The organism is Ralstonia sp. R-29 (genome assembly GCF_049913345.1).
In the GTDB taxonomy this organism is placed as follows: Bacteria; Pseudomonadota; Gammaproteobacteria; order Burkholderiales; family Burkholderiaceae; genus Ralstonia.
This window is the reverse complement of sequence record NZ_CP184377.1, coordinates 2,098,452-2,122,924: the sequence shown is the minus strand read 5'-3', so window position 1 is coordinate 2,122,924 and position 24,473 is coordinate 2,098,452. Positions and strand designations below refer to the sequence as shown.

Below are 24,473 nucleotides of genomic sequence, written 5' to 3'. Positions count from 1 at the left end.
TGTTCTACACTGACGGCCTCTGAGCTTGCGAACGCCATGCCATCCGACACCCCCGAGACGCCCCAGAGCGCCCCCCCGAACGAACCCGCGAATGTGCCTGATTTCGACGCGAAAGCGCACATCGCGCGCCTGCCGAACTTGCCGGGCGTGTATCGCTATTTCGATGCGCAGGGCAATGTGCTCTACGTGGGCAAGGCGCGTGACCTGAAGAAGCGCGTCTCCAGCTATTTCAACAAGACGCTGCTGTCTCCACGCATCGCGATGATGGTCGCGAAGATCGCCCGCATCGACACCACCGTCGTGCGCAGCGAGGCAGAGGCGCTGCTGCTGGAGAACAACCTCATCAAGGCGCTGGCGCCGCGCTACAACATCCTGTTCCGCGACGACAAGTCGTATCCGTATCTCAAGCTCACGCAGCATGCGTATCCGCGCATGGCGTACTACCGCGGCGCGACGGATCGCAAGCATCAGTACTTCGGCCCCTTCCCGAGTGCGCATGCGGTGCGCGAGAGCATGCAGATCCTGCAGAAGGTGTTCCAGCTCCGCACGTGTGAAGACACGGTCTTCAACAACCGCACGCGCCCCTGCCTGCTGCATCAGATTCACCGCTGCAGCGGCCCGTGCGTGCAGGCGATCAGCGCTGAAGACTACGCCCGCGACGTCGGCAACGCGGCGGGCTTTCTGCTGGGCCGTCAGGACGAGGTCATGCAGACGCTGCAGGGCAAGATGCTCCGCTATTCGGAGGTGCTGCAGTTCGAGCAGGCCGCCATCGTGCGCGACCAGATTGGTGCGCTCTCGGCGGTGCTCACGCAGCAATCCGTGGAAGAGGTCGGTGCCGCCAGCGACATCGACATCCTGGCTGTCGCTATCAAGGGCGGCCACGCCTGCGTGAACCTTGCGATGGTGCGCGGCGGGCGGCACCTGGGCGACAAGGCCTACTTTCCGACGCACGTGGAGGAAGGCGCCGCCATCGTCGGTGAAGACCTAGAGGCCGAGGTCGAGGCCGCGACCGACGCCGAAACCCCACGCGACCCCGAGCGCATGGCCAGCGACATTCTCGAAGCGTTCGTCGCGCAGCACTACCTGGATCAGTTCGTGCCGCCGGTGCTGGTGGTCAGCCACCCCATTCACGCGACCGAGCTGATTGACGCGCTGGCTGAGCAGGCCGGGCGCCGTGTCTCGGTGGTGCGCCAGCCACAGAGCGGCCGTCGCGCGTGGCTCGAGATGGCGCAGAAGGGGGCGGAGCTTTCGCTCATGCGCCGGCTTTCCGAGCAAGGCAGCCAGCAGGCTCGCACGCGCGCACTGGCCGAGACCATCGGCATCGATCTTGAAGATTTGGCCGCCCTGCGCGTCGAGTGCTTCGACATCAGCCACACCGCCGGCGAGGCGACGCAAGCCTCATGCGTGGTCTTTCACAGCCACGACATGCAGAACGGCGAATACCGCCGCTACAACATCCAGGACATCACCCCCGGCGACGACTACGCGGCCATGCGCCAAGTGCTCACGCGCCGCTATCAGAAGATCGTCGAGCAGGCAGGCGAAGGTGCGCCCAACATGCCGACCATCGTGCTGATCGACGGCGGCAAGGGTCAGGTGGAAGTCGCACGGCAGGTGTTTGAAGAGCTGGGGCTGGATATTGGCTTGCTCGTCGGCGTGGCCAAGGGGGAGGGCCGCAAGGTCGGCCTCGAAACGCTGGTCTTCGCCGACGGCCGCCCGTCGCTGGAACTCGGGCAGGGCAGCGCCGCGCTGATGCTGGTTGCGCAGATTCGTGACGAGGCGCACCGCTTCGCCATCACCGGCATGCGCGCCAAGCGGGCAAAGGCACGCAACACCTCGCGACTGGAAGAGATCGAAGGCATCGGTGCCAAGCGCCGGCAGCGGCTGCTGGCGCGCTTCGGCGGGCTGCGCGGCGTGATGGCCGCCAGCGTGGATGAACTCGCCACGGTCGAAGGCATCTCCCAGACGCTCGCCGAAGAAATCTACCGTCAGCTGCATTGATCGGCGACAATGCCCAATCTTGCCGCGCCGGGTTGGGCCCGCGCGGCAGTTGTCCTCTCGATTTGCCATGCCTTTCAACTTCCCGATCCTCCTGACCTGGCTGCGTGTGGCCATGATCCCGCTGGTGGTGGGCGTGTTCTACGTGCCGGACACCTGGATGGCGCTGCCCGCCAAAAACCTGACCGCCGCGGTGTTCTTCATCGTCGCGAGCCTGACGGACTGGTTCGACGGCTTCCTCGCACGTCGCTGGAATCAGACCTCCGCTTTTGGCGCGTTCCTGGACCCGGTGGCAGACAAGCTCATGGTGGCCGCTGCGCTGCTGGTGCTGCTGGCACTGGGCCGTGTGTCAGACGTCATCGCGCTCATCATCATCGGCCGCGAGATCACCATCTCGGCCCTGCGCGAGTGGATGGCACAGATCGGTGCGTCAAAGAGCGTAGCCGTCAATATGCTCGGCAAGCTGAAGACCACCTTCCAGATGATCGCGATTCCGCTGCTGCTGTTTCAGGACAGGCTGCTCGGCGTGATCGACGCGCAGGTGTGGGGCACGTGGCTGATCTACGTGGCGGCGGTGCTCACGCTGTGGTCGATGGCGTACTACATGAAGCTCGCCTGGCCGCAGATCCGTGAGCGCGCGAAATGAGCCTGCAAAAACTCTTGCGCAAAAGTGTTGACGAGCGCGATTCTTTTTTGCCATAATCTCTTTCTCGTTGCAGCGATGTGACGAAACGGTCTGGCAGCACAAAGGTAGTACGGCAGTGCTGGTAGCCAAAATGCGGGAATAGCTCAGTTGGTAGAGCGCAACCTTGCCAAGGTTGAGGTCGCGAGTTCGAGCCTCGTTTCCCGCTCCAGTTTGAAATGTGTGGCCGTGTTGAAGTGGTGGCGCGGCGGCATAACCGGTTACGCGGGAATAGCTCAGTTGGTAGAGCGCAACCTTGCCAAGGTTGAGGTCGCGAGTTCGAGCCTCGTTTCCCGCTCCAATCCCGAAGGGAAGCCTTGCTTCCCTTTTTCTTTATCGGCACGGCCCAGACGCAGTTCGCTACGAATTGCTACAATGCGGTGCTGAACCCTTGGCGGGGTAGCAAAGTGGTTATGCAGCGGCCTGCAAAGCCGTGTACGCCGGTTCGATTCCGGCCTCCGCCTCCAGAATGCAAAGCCAAAAGCCCCGACATGTTCGGGGCTTTTTGTTTGCCGCTCCCCAGCTGTCCTTTCTTCGGCCTCGTTCCTCCCTGGGTGAGGCTGCGGCCATCTATGTGGCGCTTGAATAGCCCCCGCATCTTGTTCTGTCGTAACAAAAAGTGATAGAACGACACCCATATCCGCGCCGAGCGTGCTTTTTACATTTGTTTTGAGTGCGGCGGGGCTGTGCTTCTAGGATGGCCTCGGTTCCAGCTAGCAGCTGGATCGCGCAGGAGAGGGTGGGGCTCGTACAACAATGTGCCGGCGCTAAGCCGATAACAACGACAGAGACCCATAACGGTGGCCGGGGCCGACAACGCGGCCAGGTCAGAAACGGGGAAAAGGGCAGTCCAGATGGCGATACGAATTGCCTCGGTGGAAGACAATCAGGCGCAATCGGAGTTGATCCGAGAAATCCTGACGTCGTCCGGATACGAATGCGAGAGTTTCAGTAGCGGGGATGCCTTCGTCAAAGCGCTGCGGGATCGCACGTTCGATCTGCTGTTGCTGGACTGGCAGTTGCCCGACATCAGCGGCATCCAGTTGGTGAGTTGGGTGCGGCAGACGGTCGGCCCGGCGCTGCCGGTGCTGTTCCTGACCAACCGCTCGCTGGAAGACGATGTGGTGCGCGGGCTGGCGGCCGGTGCGGATGATTACGTCATCAAGCCGGTGCGCCGCGCGGAGCTGGTCGCGCGCGTGGGTGCGTTGCTGCGCCGCGCCGCGCCGCGTACGGGCGAATCGGTGGAGCGCATTCACGTGGGGCCGTATGCGGTGGACCCGGTCGGGCGCGCACTGATGCTCCATGGCTCGCCGGTCGAGTTGTCGCCGCGCGAGTTTGATCTGGCGCTGTACCTGTTCCGCAATATCGGCAAGCTGGTGCCGCGCGAGCTGATCGAGCAGGCGGTCTGGGGGCGCAGCATCGGCCCGGATTCGCGCACGCTGGCGACGCATATTTCCAAGTTGCGGCTCAAGCTCGATCTCAATCAGAAGAATGGCGTGCGGCTGGTGTCGGTGTATTCGCATGGCTATCGACTCGAAACCATGCAGGAAGAGAGTGAAGCCAACTGACGCTACACCAAAGCCTCGGATGGGACGCGCCGCGTGTGTCGGCGCGTTCGTTATTTTTGCGGGCGCGTGGCAATGCGTCATGGCGCAGCCCTCGGGCGCCGATGGGGCGGAGTTCCTCTATCGCGTGCAGCAGGGCGACACGCTCATCAGCCTGGCCGACCGCTATATGGATAGCGTCGAAGGCTGGCGCCTGCTGCAGCAGCGCAACCACGTGGCTGACCCCTACCACCTGAAGCCTGGCTCGGTGCTGCGTATTCCGTTCGACCGCATTCCCGTGGTGCCGGCGACAGCGCAGGTGGTGTTTGCGCGGGATGCCACCACGGGCGGCAGCAAACCGCTGCAAGCCGGCATGAAGCTGGCTGAAGACGCACAGATCGATACCGGTGACAAAGGCGCCGTGACGCTCGCGTTTGATGACGGCACGCGGGTGACGGTGCCGCCGGGCAGCCATATCACGCTGTCACGCGTGCGTGCGTTTGCGCGCGCCGGGTTGATCGACGTGCGCATGCATGTGAAGCAGGGCGAAGCCGAATCGACGGTGTCGCCCAAAAAGCGCGGCGTGGGTCGTTACGAGATTTCGACGCCCGCGTTGGTGACAGGCGTGCGCGGAACGCGATTCCGCGTACAAGCCAGTGAATCGGGATCGACCAGTTCCGTGCTCGAAGGCGAGGTGGCCGCCAAGGCGGGCCATCAATCGCAGGCGGTGAAGGCGGGGTTTGGTGTGCAGGCCGCAGATGGCCGCATCAAGCGTGCGGCGTTGCCAGCCACACCCAAGCTCAATGCGATGCCGGAGCTGGTGCAGACGCCGTGCTGGCGGGCAACGTGGGAGCCGGTGAAGGGCGCGGTGTCCTACCGTGCCGCCGTGGCGCGCGATGCTGCGTTGACCGAACTGAGCGCCTATCAACTCAGCAAGACGCCCGGCGCAACGCTGTGCGGCGACGAGGACGGCGATTACACCCTGGTCGTACAGAGTGTCGATGCACTCGGGCTGACGAGCGTTTCGGCCACGCGGCCGTTTACCGTGCGCCTGCATCCGGAGGCGCCGTACACGATTCAGCCGGCACGCAGCAAGGCTTATCGCAGCGGCGATGTGGCTTTCGCCTGGGCGGAGGTTTCCGACGCGCGCAGCTATGACCTGGAAGTGGCCGATGCGCAGGCCTTTACGTCGCCGACTGTCCAGCAGCACGGACCGGATGTCCGCGTGATCAAACCGCTGGCCGCGGGTACGTGGTGGTGGCGCGTGCGCTCGGTGGCCGAAGATGGCAAGACGGGCCCTTGGAGCGATGCGCTGAACTTCCGGGTGGTCGACGTGCCACCAGATGCCGCGCCCCAGGCTTCTGTCGATGCTGCGGATGACGGCAAGCTGCACGCCCATTGGCCCGCGCTGGCGCCGGAGTTGTCGGCATCTGGCGCCCATACGCGCCTGCAGCTTGCTGCCGAACCCACCTTCGCCAAGCCCATCGCCGATATCGTCAGTGATGGCAATGAGGCGGTCATTCCGCAGCCGCCGGCCGGCGTGTATTACCTGCGCACGGGTGTGGACCTCGGTGATGCGGCGTCGGTGATCTATGCCAAGCCGCAGCGCATCGATGTCGGCAGCTTTGTCGGCGATTCATCGCGCAGCCCGGTGCAAAGCGGGGGCGGCAACCTCTTGCTCAATGACTGGTCCCGTTGATCCGGCGCCGGTGAGCCCGGCCGCGCCGCGATCGGCGCTGCGCTCGCTGGTGGAATGGGTCGTGTTGGTGGCGCTGGCTGCACTGCTGACGGTCGGTGCGGTGCGCTGGAGTGTGGTGGCGCGGTTGGATGCGGCGCTGTATGACGCCGTTGCCACGCTGCATGGACATGCGCCGCGTGACGACATCGTCATCGTGGCCATCGACGATCAAAGCCTTGACGCCGTGGGCCGCTGGCCCTGGCCTCGCAGCCGACTCGCTGAGCTGATTGCGCGAGTAGGACAAGCGCGGCCGCGCGGCATCGGCATCGATATTCTGCTGATCGAGCCCGATCTTGCCCACCCGGAAGGCGACCGAGCCCTGACGGCGGCCATCGCGCAGGCGGGGCATGTCATTTTGCCCGCACTGCCGGAGCGCACCGAGCAGGCGCGCGTCTATCACTATCCGTTCCTGGGTCTCGGTGCCGCGGTCGCACATATCAATGCGGCACCGGATGCGGACAGCGTCGTGCGCGGCGTCTATCTGGCCGAGGGGCCGCGTGAGCATGTGCTTGACCATCTAGCGATGCAGCTTGCCCGGCAGGCAGCGCGACCGCCGGTCTCCATGTTGGCCCCAGCGGATGCAGAAACCGATGCCGAGGGCTGGACGCGCCGCACGCCGATCCGTCTGAATTTTGCGGGCCCGGCCGGTACCTTCCGCCACGTGCCGGCGCTGGACGTACTCAACGGCCGCGTCGGCCCGGAAGCCTTTGCCGGCAAGCTGGTATTGATCGGGGCGACGGCGTCTGGCGTGTCGGATATTTTTGCGACGCCCACCTCGCGCACGATGAGCGGGGTGGAAGTGCTGGCCAACGCTACGCAGACGGTGCTCGACGGCAGCGCGATTCTGCCAGTGGCGCCTGAGCTGTTCTGGATCATGACGCTGCTGCCGTTGCTAATGGCGGCCTGGGCGGTGCGTTGGCTGACGCCGCGCATGGCCCTGGCGGTGTCGTTGGCCGGCGCGGTCTTGGTATTGCTTGGGGCCGTCTTCGCGTTGGTGGGGCTGCATCGCTGGCTGCCGCCGTTTGCTGCGATGGTGGGGCCGCTGGTCCTGTACCCGCTGTGGAGTTGGCGCCAGCAAGAGGCCGCGTTGCGCTTTTTGCGTGAGGAGATGCAGCACCTGGCGAGCGAGCCTGGCGTCCTGGCCGATGCACCGCTGGCCCGTACTGGCCGCACGCTGGGTGCCCACATGGATGCCGTCGCCTCGCTGACGGACAAGCTGCGCGGCCTGCGCCGCTTTCTGGCCGATGCGCTAGAGAGCCTCCCCGATGCCACCGTCATCTGTGCGCCCGATGGCGCAATCCTGCTGGCCAATGGCCGCAGTGCGGACCTTGCTGGCCAGTTGCACACATCGGGGCAGAATCGCGCCGCTGCGCTGCGTGACTTGCCCACGCTGCTAGCGCTCGCGTTTCCAGACCCTGCCGCCGGCCAACAGTACTGGGCGCGGTGGCAAGCCGAACCGGGCGTGACGCTGGAACCCATCGAACTGCGCACGCATGACGGCCGCTCGATGCTGATGCATGCCGCCGCCTTGCGCGATGACGCGGGCCAGCCCATCGACATCATCGTCAGCTTTGCTGACATCACGCCGGTGCGACAGGCCGAGCGCCACCGCGAAGAAGCCCTGCGCTTCATCTCGCACGACATGCGCTCGCCGCAGAGCGCCATCCTCGCGCTCATCGAGCTGCAGCGTGATACGTCTCGCGCGTTGGATCGGGAAGCGCTGCTGTCGCGAATCGAGCAGTTGTCTTCGCGCACGCTTGAGCTGGCCGACACCTTTATCGATCTGGCGCGCGCAGAATCGCAGGCGCTCAGGCTGCAGGATGTCGACTTGGTGGGGCTAGTGCTCGACGCTGCCGATGAGGTGTGGGCACTGGCGAATCGCCATCACGTGGAAGTGCGCGTGGTGGCTGACATTGAAGCGCCCGTGCGTGGTGATCCGCGCCTGCTGGTGCGGGCGTTGGTGAATCTGCTCAACAACGCTATCAAGTTCAGTGCCGAGGGTTCGGTCGTTGCCGTGTCGCTGGGCGAGGACGAGACGATGTTCACTGTGGCGGTCGCAGATCAGGGGGTTGGCATTGCACTGGCCGATCAGCCCCGGCTGTTCCAGCCGTTTCATCGCCTGCACGAAGGGACGGCCAATGCCCCAGCGGGCAGCGGGCTCGGGCTTGTGTTCGTGAAGACGGTGGTCGACCGTCACGGCGGGCGCATTGCCGTCCAAAGCGCGCCGGGCCTGGGTTCCACCTTTACCGTATTGCTGCCGCGCGCGCCGCAACACCGCGACGCCTGATCGCCGGGCACTGCGGCGCACTCCACTGTGGCGTTTGCCACATGCCCTTTTCAATCATTTGCATTCCGGGTCCCTGGCGGCCCTACATTGCATTGGTCGACCGGCACAACATACGCGGGCCACACGCCCGAACGAGAGATGGCGCCATCTGGGCGAGAACCGGCAGCACAGGCATAGCAACCGATGCATTACCGGCCACCCAGGCGCTACGTATGTTGAGCAAGACCGCAACCGATGTGCTGAGCGAATGCGATTACGAACGCATTCGCACGCAACTGCACCACGCCCTGCATGGCGACGGGAACCCATCGCGGGGTGTGCGCGTCTGGCAGGCCGGTCGGCTTTTATCCAAACCGTGTGCCGCAGACGAGGAGTGGGCCCATGCATACCATGACCATCACGCCTCGGTTTGATCGCGCGGCGCACGGGCATTCCAGACACCAAGCCATGAAAATCGGCCTGATCGACACACATATCAGCCGCCAGCAGGCGATTCATTCCGCGCTGCAGCCGTCGCGCTTTGAATGCGTTCCGCTGTTTCTTTCCCGCCAGGTGTTCGAAGCAATCGACGTGCATGGCATCAATCTGCTGATGGTGGGCGCGCACGCGCACGACGTGCCGGGCCTATCGCTGGTGCGCAGCGTGCGCGAGCGCGTTGGTGCCGGCATGGCCATCGTCTACCTGGGCGACGGACACGCCGACACCGAAACCGCCGACGCGCTCAACCATGGCGCTGACCTGTGCTTTCAGGGCGAGATTCGTCCGTCCGAGCTGCTTGCACGGCTTGATGCGCTGATCCGCCGCTTTGCGGTCAGCCGCGCGGTTCGCGTATCGGAAATCCAGCTGGGGCCGTACACGATTGATCGCCAGAACCGATCCATCCGCGTGCACGATACCGCCGTGCCAGTGCATGCTCGCGAGTTCGAACTGGCGCTGCTGCTGTTCGCCAACGCGGGTCGGGTGCTGTCACGCGCGGATATCGAACTGGCATTGTGGGGCCGCGAACTGAGCCCCTATTCGCGGACGCTCGATACGCATGTCTCGCGGCTGCGTAAGAAGCTGGCGCTGGGCGCCGCAAACGGCCTGCGCCTGCGGGCAATCTATGGGCAGGGCTTCTGCTTGGAGCGCGTTATGGAACGCGCGACCGCCTACTGACCTGACCGCGTTTTACGGCAATGAAAAGGCCCCGAATATCGGGGCCTTTTCATTGCTGAAGCAGACACCGAGGAAGGACCCAAAAGAAACGCCCTGATACTCAAAGCAGCAGCATCAGGGCGAAGTAGGCCGCAGCTCTCTCTTCTGCGGCCGGAGCGCACCCACGAGGGTAGGTACAGGCACAGATTACGTGGCTGGGAGTGGAGGAATGCAAACCTTTATCAACAGCTGTCTCGGAGGGAGCGAGGGCACAAGACACCTCCGGCCATAAGACATCGTACAACCGGGCGGGATTTCGGGTCCTGACCTTGGTTCAGGCCAAAGTTGACTGCATCAGCTTGCTAGCCGTCTCGTGCGCGTGGCGCAGGCGTTCCCGGCTGTTGGAGAGGTGCATGCGCATCGCCGCACGGGCGGCTTCCGGGTCCTTGCGCGCAATGGCTTCGAAGATGCTGTGGTGCTCGCGGTTGACCGTGGCGCGGAGCTCCGGGGCGTTCAGGTAGCCCACTTGTGCCAGGCTCATCCGCGTGCGGGGAATCAGCGTTTTGCCGAGCTGGGCGAGGGCGCCCACGAAGTGCTCATTGCCGGTCGCACGGGCGATGCTCAGGTGGAACTGCAGGTCGGAGGTCGCGCTGTCGTTGCCATCCGCCTGGTCTTGTTCGATGGCTTCGAGCGCGGCACGCAAGGTGTCGATCTCGTCCGCGGTAATGCGTTGCGCGGCCAACCCGGCGCATTCCGTTTCAATGGCCATGCGCAGTTCCAGCATGGACAGGATGTCGTGCAGCGTGGAAGCGTCGCCTAGCTGGATGCTGTTGTCGGCGCGCGGTGGCAACACAAAGCTACCGATGCCGTGGCGCGTTTCAATCAAACTCTTGGCCTGCAAGCGGGAGATGGCTTCGCGCACCACCGTGCGGCTGACGCCAAGCGCTTCCATGAGCGCGGATTCCGTCGGCAGCTTGTCGCCGGGGCGCAGCGATTCCGTCGCAATGCGCCCTTTGATGTGGTCCACCACCACGTCCGCCAGGCTTTGGGTACGGCGCACAAGCGTTGCGGGGGAGCTGCCGGACATGCGATCTCCGATCGTGGGGGGCTGGAATTTCGGGTTTACCAGGGCTGGCCCAGTAGGAATGCGTCAATTATATTCCCGTTCCATGTTGTACGACGACTGATGACATACGTGACGACCATGAATCACCTCTCTGCTGAAACGCGCACGCCCCGTATTACCCGCCTCCAAGTCATCCCGGTTGCCGGGCGCGACAGCATGCTGTTGAACCTGAGCGGTGCGCACGGCCCGTTCTTCACGCGCAACATCGCCATCCTGGAGGACTCCGAAGGCCACATCGGCGTGGGCGAAGTGCCGGGGGGCGAGGCGATTCGCAAGACCATCGAAGACGCGACACCGCTGGTTGTCGGACAACCGATCGGCGCCTACAACAATGTGCTGAACACCGTGCGCCATCAGTTTGCCGACCGTGATGCTGGTGGGCGTGGCCTGCAGACTTTCGATTTGCGCACCACGGTGCATGCCGTGACCGCGCTGGAAAGCGCATTGCTCGATTTGCTCGGCCAGCACCTGGGCGTGCCCGTGGCGGCGCTGCTGGGGCAGGGTCAACAACGTGCCAAGGTGCCGGTGCTGGGCTACCTGTTCTTCGTGGGCGATCGCAAACGCACCAACCTCGATTACGCCGACGGCAGCGACGCCACCGACGACTGGACCCGACTGCGTCATGAGGAAGCGCTCACGCCGGAAATGGTAGTGCGCTTGGCTAAGGCGGCGTATGCGCGCTACGGCTTCAAGGATTTCAAGCTCAAGGGCGGCGTGTTGAGCGGTGATGACGAGATGGTCGTGACCACCGCGCTGGCCGAGGCGTTTCCCGATGCTCGCGTCACGCTGGACCCGAACGGCGCGTGGTCGCTGGCGGAGGCTATCCGCCTGTGCCGCGACAAGCACGACGTGCTGGCCTACGCCGAAGACCCGTGCGGCGCCGAGGGCGGCTACTCCGGTCGCGAGGTGATGGCCGAATTCCGCCGCGCCACGGGCCTGCCGACCGCCACCAACATGATCGCCACCGACTGGCGCCAGATGGGGCATGCCATCCAACTGCACTCGGTCGATATTCCGCTGGCCGATCCGCACTTCTGGACGATGCAAGGCTCGGTGCGCGTGGCGCAGATGTGCGACGACTGGGGCCTGACCTGGGGCTCGCACTCTAACAACCACTTCGATATCTCGCTGGCGATGTTCACGCACGTGGCCGCAGCCGCGCCGGGCAACATCACCGCCATCGACACGCACTGGATTTGGCAAGACGGTCAGCGCTTGACGCGTGAGCCGTTCCAGATCGTTGGCGGCGAGATCGATGTGCCGGCCAAGCCGGGCCTGGGTGTGACGATCGACATGGAGCAGATCGAGAAGGCGCATGCACTGTACAAGCAGCACGGCCTGGGCGCGCGCGACGATGCGATTGCCATGGGCCAACTGATTCCCAACTGGAAGTTCGATAACAAGCGTCCCTGCATGGTGCGCTGAAGCTGTGTGATGTCTGGGCGGCCCGAGGCTGCCCATCAAAACTACAAAGATATTTGGAGACGAAACCGTGAAGACCATCAAGGGCTTGCGCTGGTGGATCATCGTGCTGGTGTGTCTGGGCACGATCATGAACTACCTGGCGCGCAACTCACTGGGCGTGCTGGCACCCACGCTCAAGCAAGAGCTGTCCATGACCACGCAGCAGTACGGCTACGTGGTGATGGCGTTTCAGTTCGGCTACACGCTCATGCAGCCGGTGTGCGGCTTCATTGTCGACTTGATCGGCTTGCGCATCGGCTTTGCACTGTTTGCTGTGTTGTGGTCGTTCGCCGGTGTGCTGCACGCGGGGGCAACGGGTTGGCTGTCGCTGGCGGGCTTTCGTACGTTCATGGGGTTGACGGAAGCCGCGGCCATTCCGTCCGGCATGAAGGCGGTGGCGGAGTGGTTTCCTGACAAGGAAAAATCCGTGGCCACGGGCTGGTTCAACGTGGGCACGTCGTTTGGGGCCATGCTGGCGCCGCCGCTGGTGCTGTTCCTGTCGATGCGGCATGGCTGGCAGTCCGCGTTTGTGGTGACGGGCGCGCTGGGTTTCTTCTGGGCGGCGCTGTGGTTTGCGTTTTATCGCTCGCCGCAGCAGCATCCTCGTCTGTCCAGTGAGGAGCTGAAGACTATTACCGACGGGCAATTGCGTTCGGCGGGCGACAAGCCGGCTGAGAAGCGCTCGATCGGCAAGATCATCGGTGCGCGCCGTTTCTGGGCGATTGCGCTGGCGCGTTTCTTTACGGAACCCGCGTGGCAGACCCTGAGCTTCTGGATTCCGCTGTACTTCTTCAAGGAGCGCGGCATGGACCTGAAGCAGATCGCCATGTTTGCGTGGCTGCCGTTCCTGGCGGCTGACTTGGGCGGGATGGCCGGTGGGTATCTGTCGCCGTTCCTGATGAAGTTTGGCAAGCTGCCGCTCATCTGGTCGCGCGTGGGCGGCGTGGTGATTGGCGCGTTGATGATGATCGGCCCGGCATGCGTGGGTTTGGTGGCGTCGCCGTACACGGCCATCGCGCTGTTCTGCGTGGGCGGCTTTGCGCACCAGATGATCTCGGTGTCGGTCAACACGCTCTCCGCAGACGTGTTTGACCCGCAGGAAGTCGGCACCGCCAATGGCTTTACTGGTATGTCTGGCTGGATTGGCGGCCTGGCCTTCACCGCTGTGGTGGGCGCTTTGGCCGACACGGTTGGCTACGGCCCGCTGTTCGGCCTGCTGGGTGCGTTTGACCTGATCGCTGCCGTGCTGCTGATCGTACTGATTCGCGGCCAGTCGGCGGAAGAGCGTGCTGCACGCAAGATGAATTTGTCTGCCTCAAATTGAGCTGAAAACGATGTCCATGTTGCATCCTCCCCGTTTTGAACTTCAAGCGCGCGAAGGCAACCGCCTGCGCTTGGCCAGCAGCGCAGGCGCTGCGATCGAACTCTTCGTGCTGGAGGAGGACATCGTTCGCGTACTGGTGCTGCCGCAGGGCGATCTGCGCGGCCCCGCCACGTGGTCGATCGCACCGGGCGGTGACGATACGCCGCTGGAAGGGCGTGACCGCCGTGACCTCCGCGGTTTCTCGCTGCCGGGGTTCGAAGTGCAATCCGATGCCGACACGCTGCGCATCGAAACGAGCAAGATCCGTTTGACGGTTGCTCTGGCCGGCGGCTTCTGCAACTGGGAAATCCGCCGTGCCGGGCAATGGCACGCCGTGCTGCACGATCGCGCCACGCAGGCCTATAACTTTGGCTACTGGGACGAGCAGGTCTACCACTACGTGCGCCGCGAACCGGGCGAGATGTACTTCGGCCTCGGCGAGCGCGCCGGCGACACGAACCGTGCGCACCAACGCTACGAGATGCGCAACATCGACGCGATGGGCTACAGCGCCCGCACGACCGATCCGCTGTACAAGCACATCCCGTTCTACGTGACGTGGCAGCCGGAGAACGCCACCGGCTTCGGGCTGTTCTACGACACGCTGTCGGATTGCAGCTTCGACATGGGCCGCGAGCTGGATAACTACCACGGCCTCTATCGCTACTTCGTGGCGCCGCATGGCGATCTGGATTACTACTTCATTGCGTCGCCCGACACGCCGCTCGATGCCACGCGCCGCTTCACGTGGATGACCGGCCGCCCGGCGTGGATGCCGAAGTGGGGCCTGGGCTATTCCGGCTCGACCATGACGTACACCGACGCACCGAACGCGCAGGAACAAATGGGCGAGTTCATCAAGGGCTGTCGTGAACACGACATCCTGTGTGATTCGTTCCACCTGTCGTCGGGCTACACCTCCATCGGGCCGAAGCGCTACGTCTTCAATTGGAACACGGACAAGTTTCCCGATGCGCGCGGCTTCGTTCAGAGCTATCTGGATGCTGGCATTCGCCTGTGCCCGAACATCAAGCCTTGCCTGCTGCAAGACCACCCGAAGTTTGCCGAGGCCAAGGAAGCCGGCCTGTTGATCTGCGACGACAAGGGCGAGCCGGCTTGGGTGCAGTTCTGGGATGAGGTGGGCGCGTATCTCGATTTCACCAACCCGAAAACGCTCGATTGGTGGAAGACGAACGTAAAGAGCGCATTGCTCGACTACGGCATGGCCTCCACCTGGAACGACAACAACGAGTTCGAAGTCTGGACGCCCAACGCGTTCGCGCATGGCTTCGGCAAGAAGGCACCGATCCGCGAGGCGAAGGTGCTGCACACCATGCTGATGATGCGTGCGTCGCGCGAGGCGCAACTGGAATACGCGCCGCAGCGTCGGCCGTTCCTCGTGTCGCGCTCGGGCGGCGTCGGCATGCAGCGCTATGTGCAGACGTGGTCGGGCGACAATTACACCTCGTGGGAAACGCTGCGCTACAACCTGAAGATGGGGTTGGGGCTGGCGCTGTCGGGCGTGTCGAACATTGGCCACGACATCGGCGGGTTTGCTGGCCCGGCCCCGTCGCCGGAATTGCTGGTGCGCTGGGTGGCGTTTGGCGTGTTCATGCCGCGCTTCTCCATCCACTCGTGGAACGATGACAAGACCGTCAACGAGCCGTGGATGTATCCGCAGGCCACCTCGCAGATTGCTTCGCTGATCAAGCTGCGCTATCGGTTGATTCCGTATCTATATGAGCTGCTGTGGCAGTCGACGCAGGCTTACGAGCCGGTGCTGCGTCCGACGTTTGCCGAGTTCCCCGCAGACCGCCGCTGCTATGAAGAGTGCGACGACTTTATGCTCGGCACGTCGCTGCTGGTGGCGCCGACGGTGGAAGAAGGGCAGACCGAACGCACGGTATATTTGCCGGCCGGCCAGCGCTGGGTGTCGTACTGGAGCGGCGAGGCGTTTGAAGGCGGGCAGACCGTGACCTTGCCCGCGCCGTGGGATCAACCAGCGATGCTGATCCGCGAGGGCGGTGTGATCGCCTTGAACGTTGCCGAGCAGCATTTCGACCAACGTGCTGATCAACGCGGCTTCCTGGTCGTGCCGATGGCAGGCGCCGGTGAGGCCCAGGGCGGCAGTATCGAAGACGATGGCGAAACGGAAGCCTGGCGCAATGGCGAGCACGGCCGCTGGAACGTGCGTGCCGTGTCGGATGCGCAAACCGTGGTGCTGAATGTGACGCGCGAAGGCCGGATGCCCACGCAAGCGGATACCATTGAAATTCATCTGCCGGCTGCGGAAACGCGGCAGTTGCAGACCCCGCAGGCCCGCGTTGTCGGGCAGGCTGTTTCGGGCGGATGGCGTCGGCTGACCTTGCAGTTGCAGCCGTAACCACACTGCCTACCTGTGCGCTTTGGCGGGGCGAGGAGAGCCCCGCTGCTGCGCGATTCCCCGGTGCTGGAGACCACCACAGAGAACGATGAAAGCTATGAAAACTGCACGAGCCAAGTTCACCATCAAGCCGGTTTGCGCGTGCGTCGCGCTGCTGTCCGCAGGACTGTCCATGCACGCATCGGCGCAAAGCACCGTGACGCTGTACGGCGTGGTCGACAACGCCATCGCCTATTCGAGCAACCAGGGTGGGCATTCCAACGTCTACATGAATTCCGGCGCGCTGGCCGCCAGCAAGTTCGGCCTGTATGGCACGGAAGACCTGGGCGGCGGTACCCAAGCGCTGTTCCGCCTGGAAAATGGCTTTGCAGCCGACACGGGCGCGCAAAGCAAGGCGAACTTCGTCTTCAATCGCCAGGCCTATGTTGGCCTGACCAACAAGGCCTACGGCCAGATCACGATGGGCCGTCAGTACACGCCGTACTTCCAGTACGTGGCCGCACTCGGGCCGACCAATGTGCTGACTGGCGCCGTCGGCGCGCACCCGGGTGATATCGACGCGATGGACACCACGCTGCGCGTGCCGAATTCGATCACCTATACGACGCCCACGTTCGGTGGTTTCCAGGGCGGCCTGCAATACGGCATGGGCGAGCAGGCGGGCAGCATGTCCAACGGCAGTGCCTTCAGCGCGGCGCTGCGTTATGACTATCAAGCGTTTGCGTGGTCGGCCGGCTATATCCGCCTGAAGAACGTTCCGACCTTCCAGAGCAACAGCGGTGACTTCGCCAACAACGCCCCCATCAACAAGGGCTACGCAACGGCCGACAGCGCGCAGATCATCGGTACCGCAGCCCGTTACACCGTGGGCAACCTGATGATGGGGTTGAACTACTCCAACGTGCAGTACAAGCCGGGCGCGACGTCGCCGGCAGGGTTTGCGCAGACGGCGAGCTTCAACACGTTCGGTGCCATTGCCACCTACGCGCTCACGCCCGCGCTGACCGTGGCGGCCGGCTACAGCTACACCGCCGAGAACAAGCGCAACGGTGTCGACCAGGCGGCGCGCTATCACCAGTTCACGATGGAGCAGGTGTATTCGTTCTCCAAGCGCACGGCGCTCTATGCGATTGAGGCCTATCAGAAGGCGAGCGGCCAGACGCTGAGTTCGACGGGCGGCATCGTCAATGCCGTGGCGTCGGTGGGCGACTCGCAGAACGGCACACCGTCGAACGGCCCGAGCCAGTTTGTCGGCATGGTCGGCATTCGCCACTTCTTCTGATGACGTCGGCAGCGTGGCTGGCGCCTGGCCCAGTGCACACGCTGCGCGCCGGCGCGCTGACGATGGATGTCGCGCCGGCCGCGGGTGGCCGCATTGCCTCGCTGGCTTCGGCCAGCGAGGATGGTCACCGCATCGACTGGCTGGCGCCGATGTCCGAGGCGTGCCTGCGTGACGGCTTCGACGGTCTGGCATGGCCAAAGACGGGCTGCTATCCGTTGCTGCCGTTCTCCAACCGTATCCGCGATGGCCGCTTTCAGTGGGGCGGGCGTGAGGTCCGTCTCGCGCCGCACCCTGGCCAGCCGCACGCCATGCATGGTTTGGCGCATGCGCGTGCGTGGACGGTCGAGCAGCTCACTGCGTCGTCGATCGTGCTCGGCCTGCGCTACACGCCGCAGGCCGACAACTGGCCTTGGCCATTCACGGCCGCGCAGACGCTGGTGCTCAGCCCTGGAGGTCTGGAGGCCGTCATGACGCTGCGCAATGATGGCGATAGCGACATGCCCGCTGGCGGCGGTTTCCACCCGTACTTCACGCGCACGCCGGGCATGCGTGTGCAGTTCGACGCCGCAACGATGTGGCCCACCGATGCCGACGAAGTCGCCATCCGCCGGGAGCCCATCACAGCACGCGAGGATTTCCGCCATGCACGCGTGCTGCCCAACACCGGCCTGAGCGTTTACTACAGCGACTGGCGCCAGCAAGCCGTCGTGTCATACGAAGGCGGCGCCACACTGACGCTGAGCGCAAGCGATCCGCTCGATCATTTCATTCTGCATGCCCCGCAAGGGCAGCCGTATGTCTGCCTGGAGCCGATTTCGCACGTGGCCGATGCCATCAATCTGGCCGAGCAGGGCTGGGAGGGGACGGGCCTGCGCGTGCTCGAGCCCGGCGAAACACTCAGTCTGAGGATGCGCTTACGCATCCACTTTGACAATTGAAAGAAAACGTCTCCATTGAAACGGCCCGGATTATTCGGGCCGTTTTGTTTTGTGTGAGAAAAATTGAGGGTGGCGACGATTATGATTGAATTTATGTACGGCGTTGCATGTGTCGCGATTTACATTGAAGTGAGATAAAAGTACATCGAATTTGCGATCGGTCGTTCGCTTGGGAATAATGCCGAGGAAACCAACCGCGACGTTCCAGTCTGCAACAATCAACCGAGAGCCCAACTGATCGAGTTGGTGAATCGGGCTGAGTGCGTCGTATGCCGTACGCAGTCTTTCTGGATTGGTATTGCCATGCAGTCCTTTAGTCTTGCGCCCCTTGCCATCGACCCGTATCGATGGTGGTCCGCCTGTGGCGGGCCGGCCTGGCTCGCTGGCCTCAATATCGGCGGGTCGGGTGACCCCCTTCATCATCCCAGGACGCTGCGTCGACGGCGTTCTTAGTGCGCATCAAACGTTTGCCGTAGCGTTCAGCTAGCGGCGCCGACATCCAACCCATTCAGCATTTTTGAATCGATGCTTTAGCGTCGCGTGGATGCGTTCGCCCATCGCAAACTGCAATACCTTCGGTGGGTTTGAAAATAGGAAAAGGGATGCCCAGATCATGCCAATCAAGTGGCGTGGGAGATGGTGTTTCTTACAAAAACAAAATTGGGGGATTCAATTGAGATATTCATGGAGAGTGCAGGATGACTAATCCCGTGGTAATCGGCCAGGCATTTACGGTATTCAACTCCGATGGCTCGGAATTCGGGCGAGGGTGCTTCAGTTATCACGGCACGCCGGGCGCCGTCACGCTGGAGCACCCAGGTCCAGGCCCCACCAAGATCGAGAACTTCTGGTACCACGATTCTGTTGTTGGCACGCTGGGTCTGCTTGATCTGGATACGCTGGAGTTCAGCACGGAGGGCTCGACGCGTTTCTCTTTCGCGGCGGCGCGTGCGGGCGAGGTTGGCATTACCACGATAGCGGCGTCCAAAGAGTCTGCCGGCACGGTATCGGTCCATCGGGGCGTGGACGGAGACTATGCCAACCAGGGTCGCACCGTTGGCTTCCCGCGTGAAAACATCGTGCCAGAAGGCGAGTTGATCGTGCCTGCGGTGGACCTAGTGGTGCTGATCGACACCAGCTATTCGATGATGGACGAGGCGCAATACCTGAGCCAGGCCGTCAGCAAAGCCATTGAAACCGCCGAGAGCACTTGCCCCTCCGACTTGCGCGTGACCTATCTGGGCGTCGAAGGCTGGTTTACCGATACGAAGTTCGATCAGACTGCGCGCAAGTATCTGACCACCCAAGGCACGGTCAAAGGAAAAGAGAGTGAACTCCTGATGCGCACGAAGGAGCAGGTGGAGAAAGCCGGGTTGTTCCAAGGCTCGCAGCGCGAGGATGGCGGGCGCGCAATTCAGGACGTGGTGCGCTTCCACGATTGGAGGTCGGACGCACTGAGGGCGATCTTCTACCTCACCGATGAAGCGTTGGATGGCGGTAGCGGATTGAAACCAGAAGAGGCGGTGGACGCGGGGGACATTGCCGTAGCGAATGACGCCATTCGGGCCGCGAAGGAAGCGGGTGTCCGTCTTCATACCTATATGGGTAAGACCTGGCTCAGGAAAGAGGGTGCCGAAAAGCTTCGCGCGGAGCTTGCGCGCGTCGCACAGGAAACCGGCGGTCAAGCCTTTGCCTACGCCGGGTCGGATGCCTACACCAGCGGCAGTGGTCCGGCCAAAGAAAACGACGTCAAGAACCTGAGCGCCGACGATCCGAAGACGCTGGCAGATTTCCAGAGCATGCTGCAAAAGGTCATCTGCGGCAGCCGCGCGCCCGCGCCGGAACCGGTGGTGGAAGAGCGCGAAGAGCTGATCGTGCCGAAAGTGGACTTGGTGATCGGCATCGACACCAGCGCGTCGATGAAGGATGAAGCGCAGGAGTTGAGCGATGCCGTGAGCGCTGCAATCGACGCGGCCAGCAAGCACTGCCCGTCCGACTTGCGCGTGGTCTATCTCGGGCTCGAAGGCACGTTCAAGGGCACCAAGTTTGACAAGACGGCGCGCGACTACCTCGTCAAGACGGTGGGCGTGAACGCCGCCAAGCTGCGGCAGCGCCCGCGCGGCAGCGTGATCGAAGGCGGTGCGCAGGAAGACGGCGCGCGCCTGATCGAAGACATTGCCACACTGTTCGACTGGCGGCCCGAGGCCCGTCGCGCAATGCTCTATCTCAGCGACGAAGGCATGGAAGGCGGTGGCCGCGTCGACGAAGAAGATATTGCTGCCGCCACCCAGGCCATCGCCGTGGCTCAGCGCAACAACATGCGCGTGCATACCTATCTGGGCGATGTCGCCTACAAGAAATCCGACCAGGAGAAGCTGGCCGCCGAGTTTGCGCGCGTGGCCAAGGAAACCGGCGGGCAGGCCTTTACCAAGGCCTCCGCGTTGTCGGGCTTGAAGGACGTGCTGGAAAAGGTGATCTGCGGCAGCAAGCAGAAATACACCATCACCACGCCGTGCTGCGCGTGCTGTCAGGAGCTGGTGACCGGCTTCAAGGCGCCCGCAGCCACCCCCAACGCAGCGAAGTGATCCACTTGCCCGCAGGCCGTGGGGCGTGCGGGCTTTCCATCGAATCAATCTAGGAGTCATTTGATATGGCCGATACAAATGCGGGCGGTTCGTCCGTTCCTGCGGTGGACCTCGTTGTGGTGATCGATACCAGCGCCTCCATGCGCGATGAAGCCGTCGCCCTGAGCGAGGCGGTGAGTGGTGCCATTGCGGCTGCCAAGGACCATTGCCCATCGGACCTGCGGGTGGAATACCTTGGCGTGGAAGGTACGTTTGGCAAGACGAAGTTCACGACCAGCGTGCGCAAGTACCTGACAGGCAAGGCCAAGGTGGACCCGGCCAAGCTCAAGGGCCGGCTCAAGGGCACGGTGGCCGAGGGCGGCGCGCAGGAAGACGGCGCACTCGCCATCGAAGACGTCACGAACCACTTCGATTGGCGGCAAGGTGCCAAGAAAGCCATTCTTTATCTCACCGATGAAGCGCTATATGGCGGTGGCCTGGTCGATCAGGACGATGTCAAAGCCGCCACCGACGCAATCGAGACTGCGAAGGCGGGCGAGGTGCGCGTGCATACATACCTCGGCACCAGCAGCGCAAAGGCTGCGGAGCGCAAGAAGCTGGCATCGGAGCTTGCACGTGTGTCGAGCGAAACGGGCGGTCAAGCCTTTACCGACAAGGATGCGCTCGGCGGTTTTCAGGCGTTGTTGGAGAAGGTGATCTGCGGCAGCCGCACGACGCCCGGCAGCAAAGACGACGTACCGTGCGAAGACTGCGGCAAGCCCGAAGCCCCGGTGAAGGAGGACCCGCCGGCGCAGAAGGAACCGCCGCGCGTGGTGAACGACGACCTGTACGCGATCGTGCTCATCGACCGGGTCGGTTGGCACGCTAACAATGCTGCCGACAACTGCGATATCTACGTCCACGATGCCAGGACGGGCCAGATCAAGCGGAAGATCGACAACGGGCAGGCCATGGGGCAGAGCAACGCCATCACATCCGATGGCTGGAGCTACTACATCTGGAACCTCACCACTGTCTGGCGAGAGAAAGCCGGCAGACAGCAGAAGCTGGCGTCGCTTTCTCTCAACATGGGTTATTCAACCGACGGCTTCGCTTTCCGCAAAGACGACCGGGGTTTCATTCTGCATATGAAGAACCCGCAGATCGCGCATTTCCAGCACGACCCGAACACAACCAACATCGGCATTCAGCGACTGACCGTTCGGCATCAAGGCGGCGGGCCTGCGCTTCTGGGTAGCAACGAGAATCAATGGACGACCGACCTCGCCTTCGACGGAGACGATCGAGCCTACTTCCTCGGATATCACGGAGACATCTGGGTGGTGGACGACACGCGCTCGCTCACCAACTGGACGGCGCGCCACATGTGCCGTGTTGGCTCCCTGCCGTTGCCGGGGCATGCCCGCTACCTCGGCATCGCGTTTGATGCGCAAGGCACGGTGTACCTGTCCGGCGGGGTGACGGAGACCCCGCAGCCAGTGAGGGTTGGAGGACTGTTTTCACGCCAGTTCGAACGATGGTCGCGACGCTTCATCGCCAAGTTCCCGATGGGCTCCCCCGGCAAGTTGCAGCTCGTCTATGACGGCGGCGCCAGGTCGGGCTCCTACGGCGATCTGGCATCGCAGGCATTCCCGAAATTCGCCAAGGTGTGATCGGGCCATCCATCGAGCATTTCTTTCGAACCTATTAGGAGGCAGAGCATGGCCGACACAAAAGCAGGCGCTTCGTCCATCCCGGCGGTGGACCTAGTGGTGGTGATTGATAGCAGCGCGTCCATGCGCGATGAAGCGGTGGACCTGAGCAAAGCGGTGAGCAGTGCCATCGAGGCGGCCAAGGTGAGTTGCCCGTCGGACTTGCGGGTGGAATACCTTGGTGTGGAAGGCACCTTCTCCGACACGAAGTTCACGACCACCGTGCGCAAGTACCTGACGGACAGGGCCAAGGCTGACCCGGCCAAGCTCAAGGGCCGGCTCAAGGGCAAGGTGGGCGATGGGGGCGCACAGGAAGACGGCGCGCTGGCCATCGAAGACGTGACGAACCACTTCGATTGGCGGCAAGGTGCCAAGAAAGCCATTCTTTATCTCACCGATGAAGCGCTGTATGGCGGTGGCCTGGTCGATCAGGAGGACATCGACGCTGCCACCGCCGCAATCAAGACTGCAAAGGCCGGTGAGGTGCGCGTACATACGTACCTCGGCACCAGCAAAGTGAAGGCTGCGGAGCGCAAGAAGCTCGAGTCCGAACTTGCACGTGTATCGAATGAAACGGGCGGTAAAGCCTTTACCGCCAAGGATGCGCTCAACGGCTTTCAGAAGTTATTGGAGGAGGTGATCTGCGGCAGCCGCACCACGCCCGGCAGCGCCGAGGATGTGCCTTGCGAAGACTGCGGCAAGCCCGAAGTTCCACCCAAAAAGGAATCGCCAGCTGCGCCGCCTCCTGAAAAGGAACACGTTGAGGCGGCCGCCACCGAGTTGTACGCGATCGTCATGGTCGACAACCGGTATCAATGGAAAGGCAACAGCGATGACAACGGCGACATCCATCTGCACGACGCCCTGACTGGCAAATGGAGGCACAAGCTCGTCAATAACCAAGCCGCCATTGGGCAAAGCAACGGCATTACATCGGATGGCTGGCACTACTTCGTCTGGAACATGACCCAAATCTATCGGAGGAGGATTACAGACGAGAAGGCGCAGCGGCTGTCAGCCTTGGATAAGTTGGGTGGATGGCCGTCGATCGATTCGATGACATTCCGGAAGGACGACACGGCATTTGCGTTCTATGCACAAAAGCCGGAGGTCATTCATTTCAAACATGATCCGTCGGCCGCGCCGCAGTTTCAGCGCAAGCGCTTGGTCATCAAACCGGCTCCCGGCACGCGGCCGGTGCCGTTTGGGTCGCAGCGGTCAAGCTGGGTCACCGATGTTGCCTTTGATGGTGACGATCGTGCTTACTTGATTGGCAACGAAGGTGCCATCTGGATCGTAGACGACACGCGTTCCGAGACCGAATGGATCGCGCGGCTTCTATGCACGGCACCGGGGTTGCCCGGAGGTGACGCGCATTACACCGGTATCGCCTTTGGCCCCGATGGCGGGGTGTTCCTCTGCGGTGGGCTGGTCGAAAGCCGCGTGTCGTGCCGACGCTTCATTACACGACTTGAGTTGAACAAGCCGGCTTCAATGGAGTTGGTTTACGACGGTGGCCCCAGATCCGGTAGTTACGCCAACCTGTCTTCCCGGGCGTTTCCGAAGATCAGCAAGGTGTGACGAAGTGGCGTCGTGCGCCGCATCTGCGGTGCCGACAGATGTCTGTGATCGAACTGGCTGGCGCGTCGCAACGTGCCGCCATAGCAAGGAGGTATCGCATGAGCACCACCACATACCTGAGCGCACAGGAGGCCGCCAAGGCCATGCTTGCTGCCCTCGTGCACCAGAAAGGCAAAGACGGCGCCCAGAAAACGCGTCTGGCGGACAGCGCCTCGCAATGGATGCGCGACACGGTTCGCAAGATCCACGACGCGCGCGAGTTTGATGATCCGGATGACTTCAAGTACGACGCCATCGACTATTACCTCGGCGCGTTGACAGACTCCGAAGAATCCGAGTGGGACGCGTTCGACATCGACGCCGTAGCCGATTCGTTTGGCGACGATGGTTCCTACAGGTGGCTATGCACCTCGTCCTATCGTTTGAGTTATCTGGACGAGGTTCGGAAAGACGCACGCACCATGCTCAGCGCGCTCGATCGTGCCCAACTGCTGGAGCACCGCGAGATATTCAAGCTGCTGGTGTCTGCGTTGCGAGCTGAGGTCGAGAGCAAACCTGTCGCCAAGGCATCTGCAAAAGCGCCCGCAGCCAAGCGCACCACGAAGAAAACGAAGGCATCTGCCGTGGCGTAGGGGGACCTTCCGCAAGGGCGCTCCCGGGCGGGGGCGCTCGACATC

The 24,473-nt window shown here is 63.0% G+C and carries 17 protein-coding genes and 3 tRNA genes; 18 read left to right on the top strand and 2 right to left on the bottom strand.

What is annotated here, in order from left to right:
* The first annotated feature begins 36 nt into the window (after positions 1-36).
* The 9 genes from uvrC to ACN9M1_RS09870 all read left to right on the top strand — a co-directional run bounded on the left by uvrC (position 37) and on the right by ACN9M1_RS09870 (position 9,404).
* Positions 37-2,001 carry an excinuclease ABC subunit UvrC gene (uvrC, locus tag ACN9M1_RS09910; protein ID WP_426393974.1) on the top strand — a complete coding sequence of 655 codons (1,965 nt, stop codon included), beginning with the start codon at positions 37-39 and terminating at the stop codon, positions 1,999-2,001.
* Positions 2,002-2,068: 67 nt separating this feature from the next.
* On the top strand, positions 2,069-2,644 hold the full coding sequence (gene pgsA / locus ACN9M1_RS09905; RefSeq protein WP_426393972.1) for a CDP-diacylglycerol--glycerol-3-phosphate 3-phosphatidyltransferase: 576 nt from the start codon (positions 2,069-2,071) through the stop codon (positions 2,642-2,644).
* A 132-nt stretch (positions 2,645-2,776) separates the two neighbouring features.
* Positions 2,777-2,852 (top strand) — tRNA-Gly (locus tag ACN9M1_RS09900).
* A gap of 53 nt (positions 2,853-2,905) precedes the next feature.
* A tRNA-Gly gene (locus ACN9M1_RS09895) sits at positions 2,906-2,981 on the top strand.
* A gap of 92 nt (positions 2,982-3,073) precedes the next feature.
* A tRNA-Cys gene (locus ACN9M1_RS09890) sits at positions 3,074-3,147 on the top strand.
* Between the two features lie 387 nt (positions 3,148-3,534).
* Positions 3,535-4,248 (top strand): response regulator transcription factor, encoded by a 714-nt coding sequence (locus tag ACN9M1_RS09885; RefSeq protein ID WP_426393970.1) that lies wholly within the window; start codon positions 3,535-3,537, stop codon positions 4,246-4,248.
* Between the two features lie 19 nt (positions 4,249-4,267).
* Positions 4,268-5,923, top strand: a complete 1,656-nt coding sequence (locus tag ACN9M1_RS09880) for a FecR domain-containing protein (protein ID WP_426393968.1) — start codon at positions 4,268-4,270, stop codon at positions 5,921-5,923.
* Positions 5,907-8,249, top strand: a complete 2,343-nt coding sequence (locus ACN9M1_RS09875; RefSeq protein WP_426393967.1) for a CHASE2 domain-containing protein — start codon at positions 5,907-5,909, stop codon at positions 8,247-8,249. The genes ACN9M1_RS09880 and ACN9M1_RS09875 overlap by 17 nt, the downstream gene beginning before the upstream one ends.
* Before the next feature lie 447 nt (positions 8,250-8,696).
* A complete protein-coding gene (locus tag ACN9M1_RS09870) occupies positions 8,697-9,404 on the top strand; it encodes a response regulator transcription factor (protein ID WP_426398842.1) in 708 nt (235 codons plus the stop codon).
* A gap of 313 nt (positions 9,405-9,717) precedes the next feature.
* Here the strand turns inward: ACN9M1_RS09870 and ACN9M1_RS09865 are convergent, their stop codons facing one another.
* On the bottom strand, positions 9,718-10,470 hold the full coding sequence (locus ACN9M1_RS09865) for a FadR/GntR family transcriptional regulator (protein WP_426393966.1): 753 nt from the start codon (positions 10,468-10,470) through the stop codon (positions 9,718-9,720).
* A gap of 99 nt (positions 10,471-10,569) precedes the next feature.
* Between ACN9M1_RS09865 and gudD the strand changes: the two genes are divergently transcribed.
* From gudD to ACN9M1_RS09840, 5 genes are all read left to right on the top strand, one after another.
* Positions 10,570-11,934, top strand: coding sequence for a glucarate dehydratase (gene gudD / locus ACN9M1_RS09860; protein WP_426393965.1), 1,365 nt, complete (start codon positions 10,570-10,572; stop codon positions 11,932-11,934).
* 67 nt (positions 11,935-12,001) lie between these two features.
* Entirely contained in the window at positions 12,002-13,297 is a 1,296-nt protein-coding gene (locus ACN9M1_RS09855) for an MFS transporter (RefSeq protein WP_426393963.1), read from the top strand.
* A gap of 10 nt (positions 13,298-13,307) precedes the next feature.
* Positions 13,308-15,719 carry a TIM-barrel domain-containing protein gene (locus ACN9M1_RS09850; RefSeq protein WP_426393962.1) on the top strand — a complete coding sequence of 804 codons (2,412 nt, stop codon included), beginning with the start codon at positions 13,308-13,310 and terminating at the stop codon, positions 15,717-15,719.
* Positions 15,720-15,816: 97 nt separating this feature from the next.
* Entirely contained in the window at positions 15,817-17,001 is a 1,185-nt protein-coding gene (locus ACN9M1_RS09845) for a porin (RefSeq protein ID WP_426393960.1), read from the top strand.
* Positions 17,001-17,939, top strand: coding sequence for an aldose 1-epimerase (locus ACN9M1_RS09840; protein WP_426393958.1), 939 nt, complete (start codon positions 17,001-17,003; stop codon positions 17,937-17,939). Before ACN9M1_RS09845 ends, ACN9M1_RS09840 begins: the two co-directional genes overlap by 1 nt.
* Positions 17,940-17,969: 30 nt before the next feature.
* On the opposite strand, the gene ACN9M1_RS09835 is transcribed toward ACN9M1_RS09840, so the two are convergent.
* On the bottom strand, positions 17,970-18,362 hold the full coding sequence (locus ACN9M1_RS09835) for a hypothetical protein (RefSeq protein ID WP_426393957.1): 393 nt from the start codon (positions 18,360-18,362) through the stop codon (positions 17,970-17,972).
* Between the two features lie 275 nt (positions 18,363-18,637).
* Between ACN9M1_RS09835 and ACN9M1_RS09830 the strand changes: the two genes are divergently transcribed.
* The 4 genes from ACN9M1_RS09830 to ACN9M1_RS09815 all read left to right on the top strand — a co-directional run bounded on the left by ACN9M1_RS09830 (position 18,638) and on the right by ACN9M1_RS09815 (position 24,428).
* The gene (locus ACN9M1_RS09830) at positions 18,638-20,524 is read left to right on the top strand and encodes a hypothetical protein (RefSeq protein WP_426393955.1); all 1,887 of its coding nucleotides are present in this window, start codon (positions 18,638-18,640) and stop codon (positions 20,522-20,524) included.
* Positions 20,525-20,589: 65 nt separating this feature from the next.
* Entirely contained in the window at positions 20,590-22,176 is a 1,587-nt protein-coding gene (locus ACN9M1_RS09825; RefSeq protein WP_426393953.1) for a vWA domain-containing protein, read from the top strand.
* Between the two features lie 48 nt (positions 22,177-22,224).
* Complete coding sequence (locus ACN9M1_RS09820; protein WP_426393951.1) at positions 22,225-23,796, top strand: vWA domain-containing protein; 1,572 nt, start codon at positions 22,225-22,227, stop codon at positions 23,794-23,796.
* A gap of 44 nt (positions 23,797-23,840) precedes the next feature.
* Positions 23,841-24,428 carry a hypothetical protein gene (locus ACN9M1_RS09815; protein WP_426393949.1) on the top strand — a complete coding sequence of 196 codons (588 nt, stop codon included), beginning with the start codon at positions 23,841-23,843 and terminating at the stop codon, positions 24,426-24,428.
* Positions 24,429-24,473: the final 45 nt, after the last annotated feature.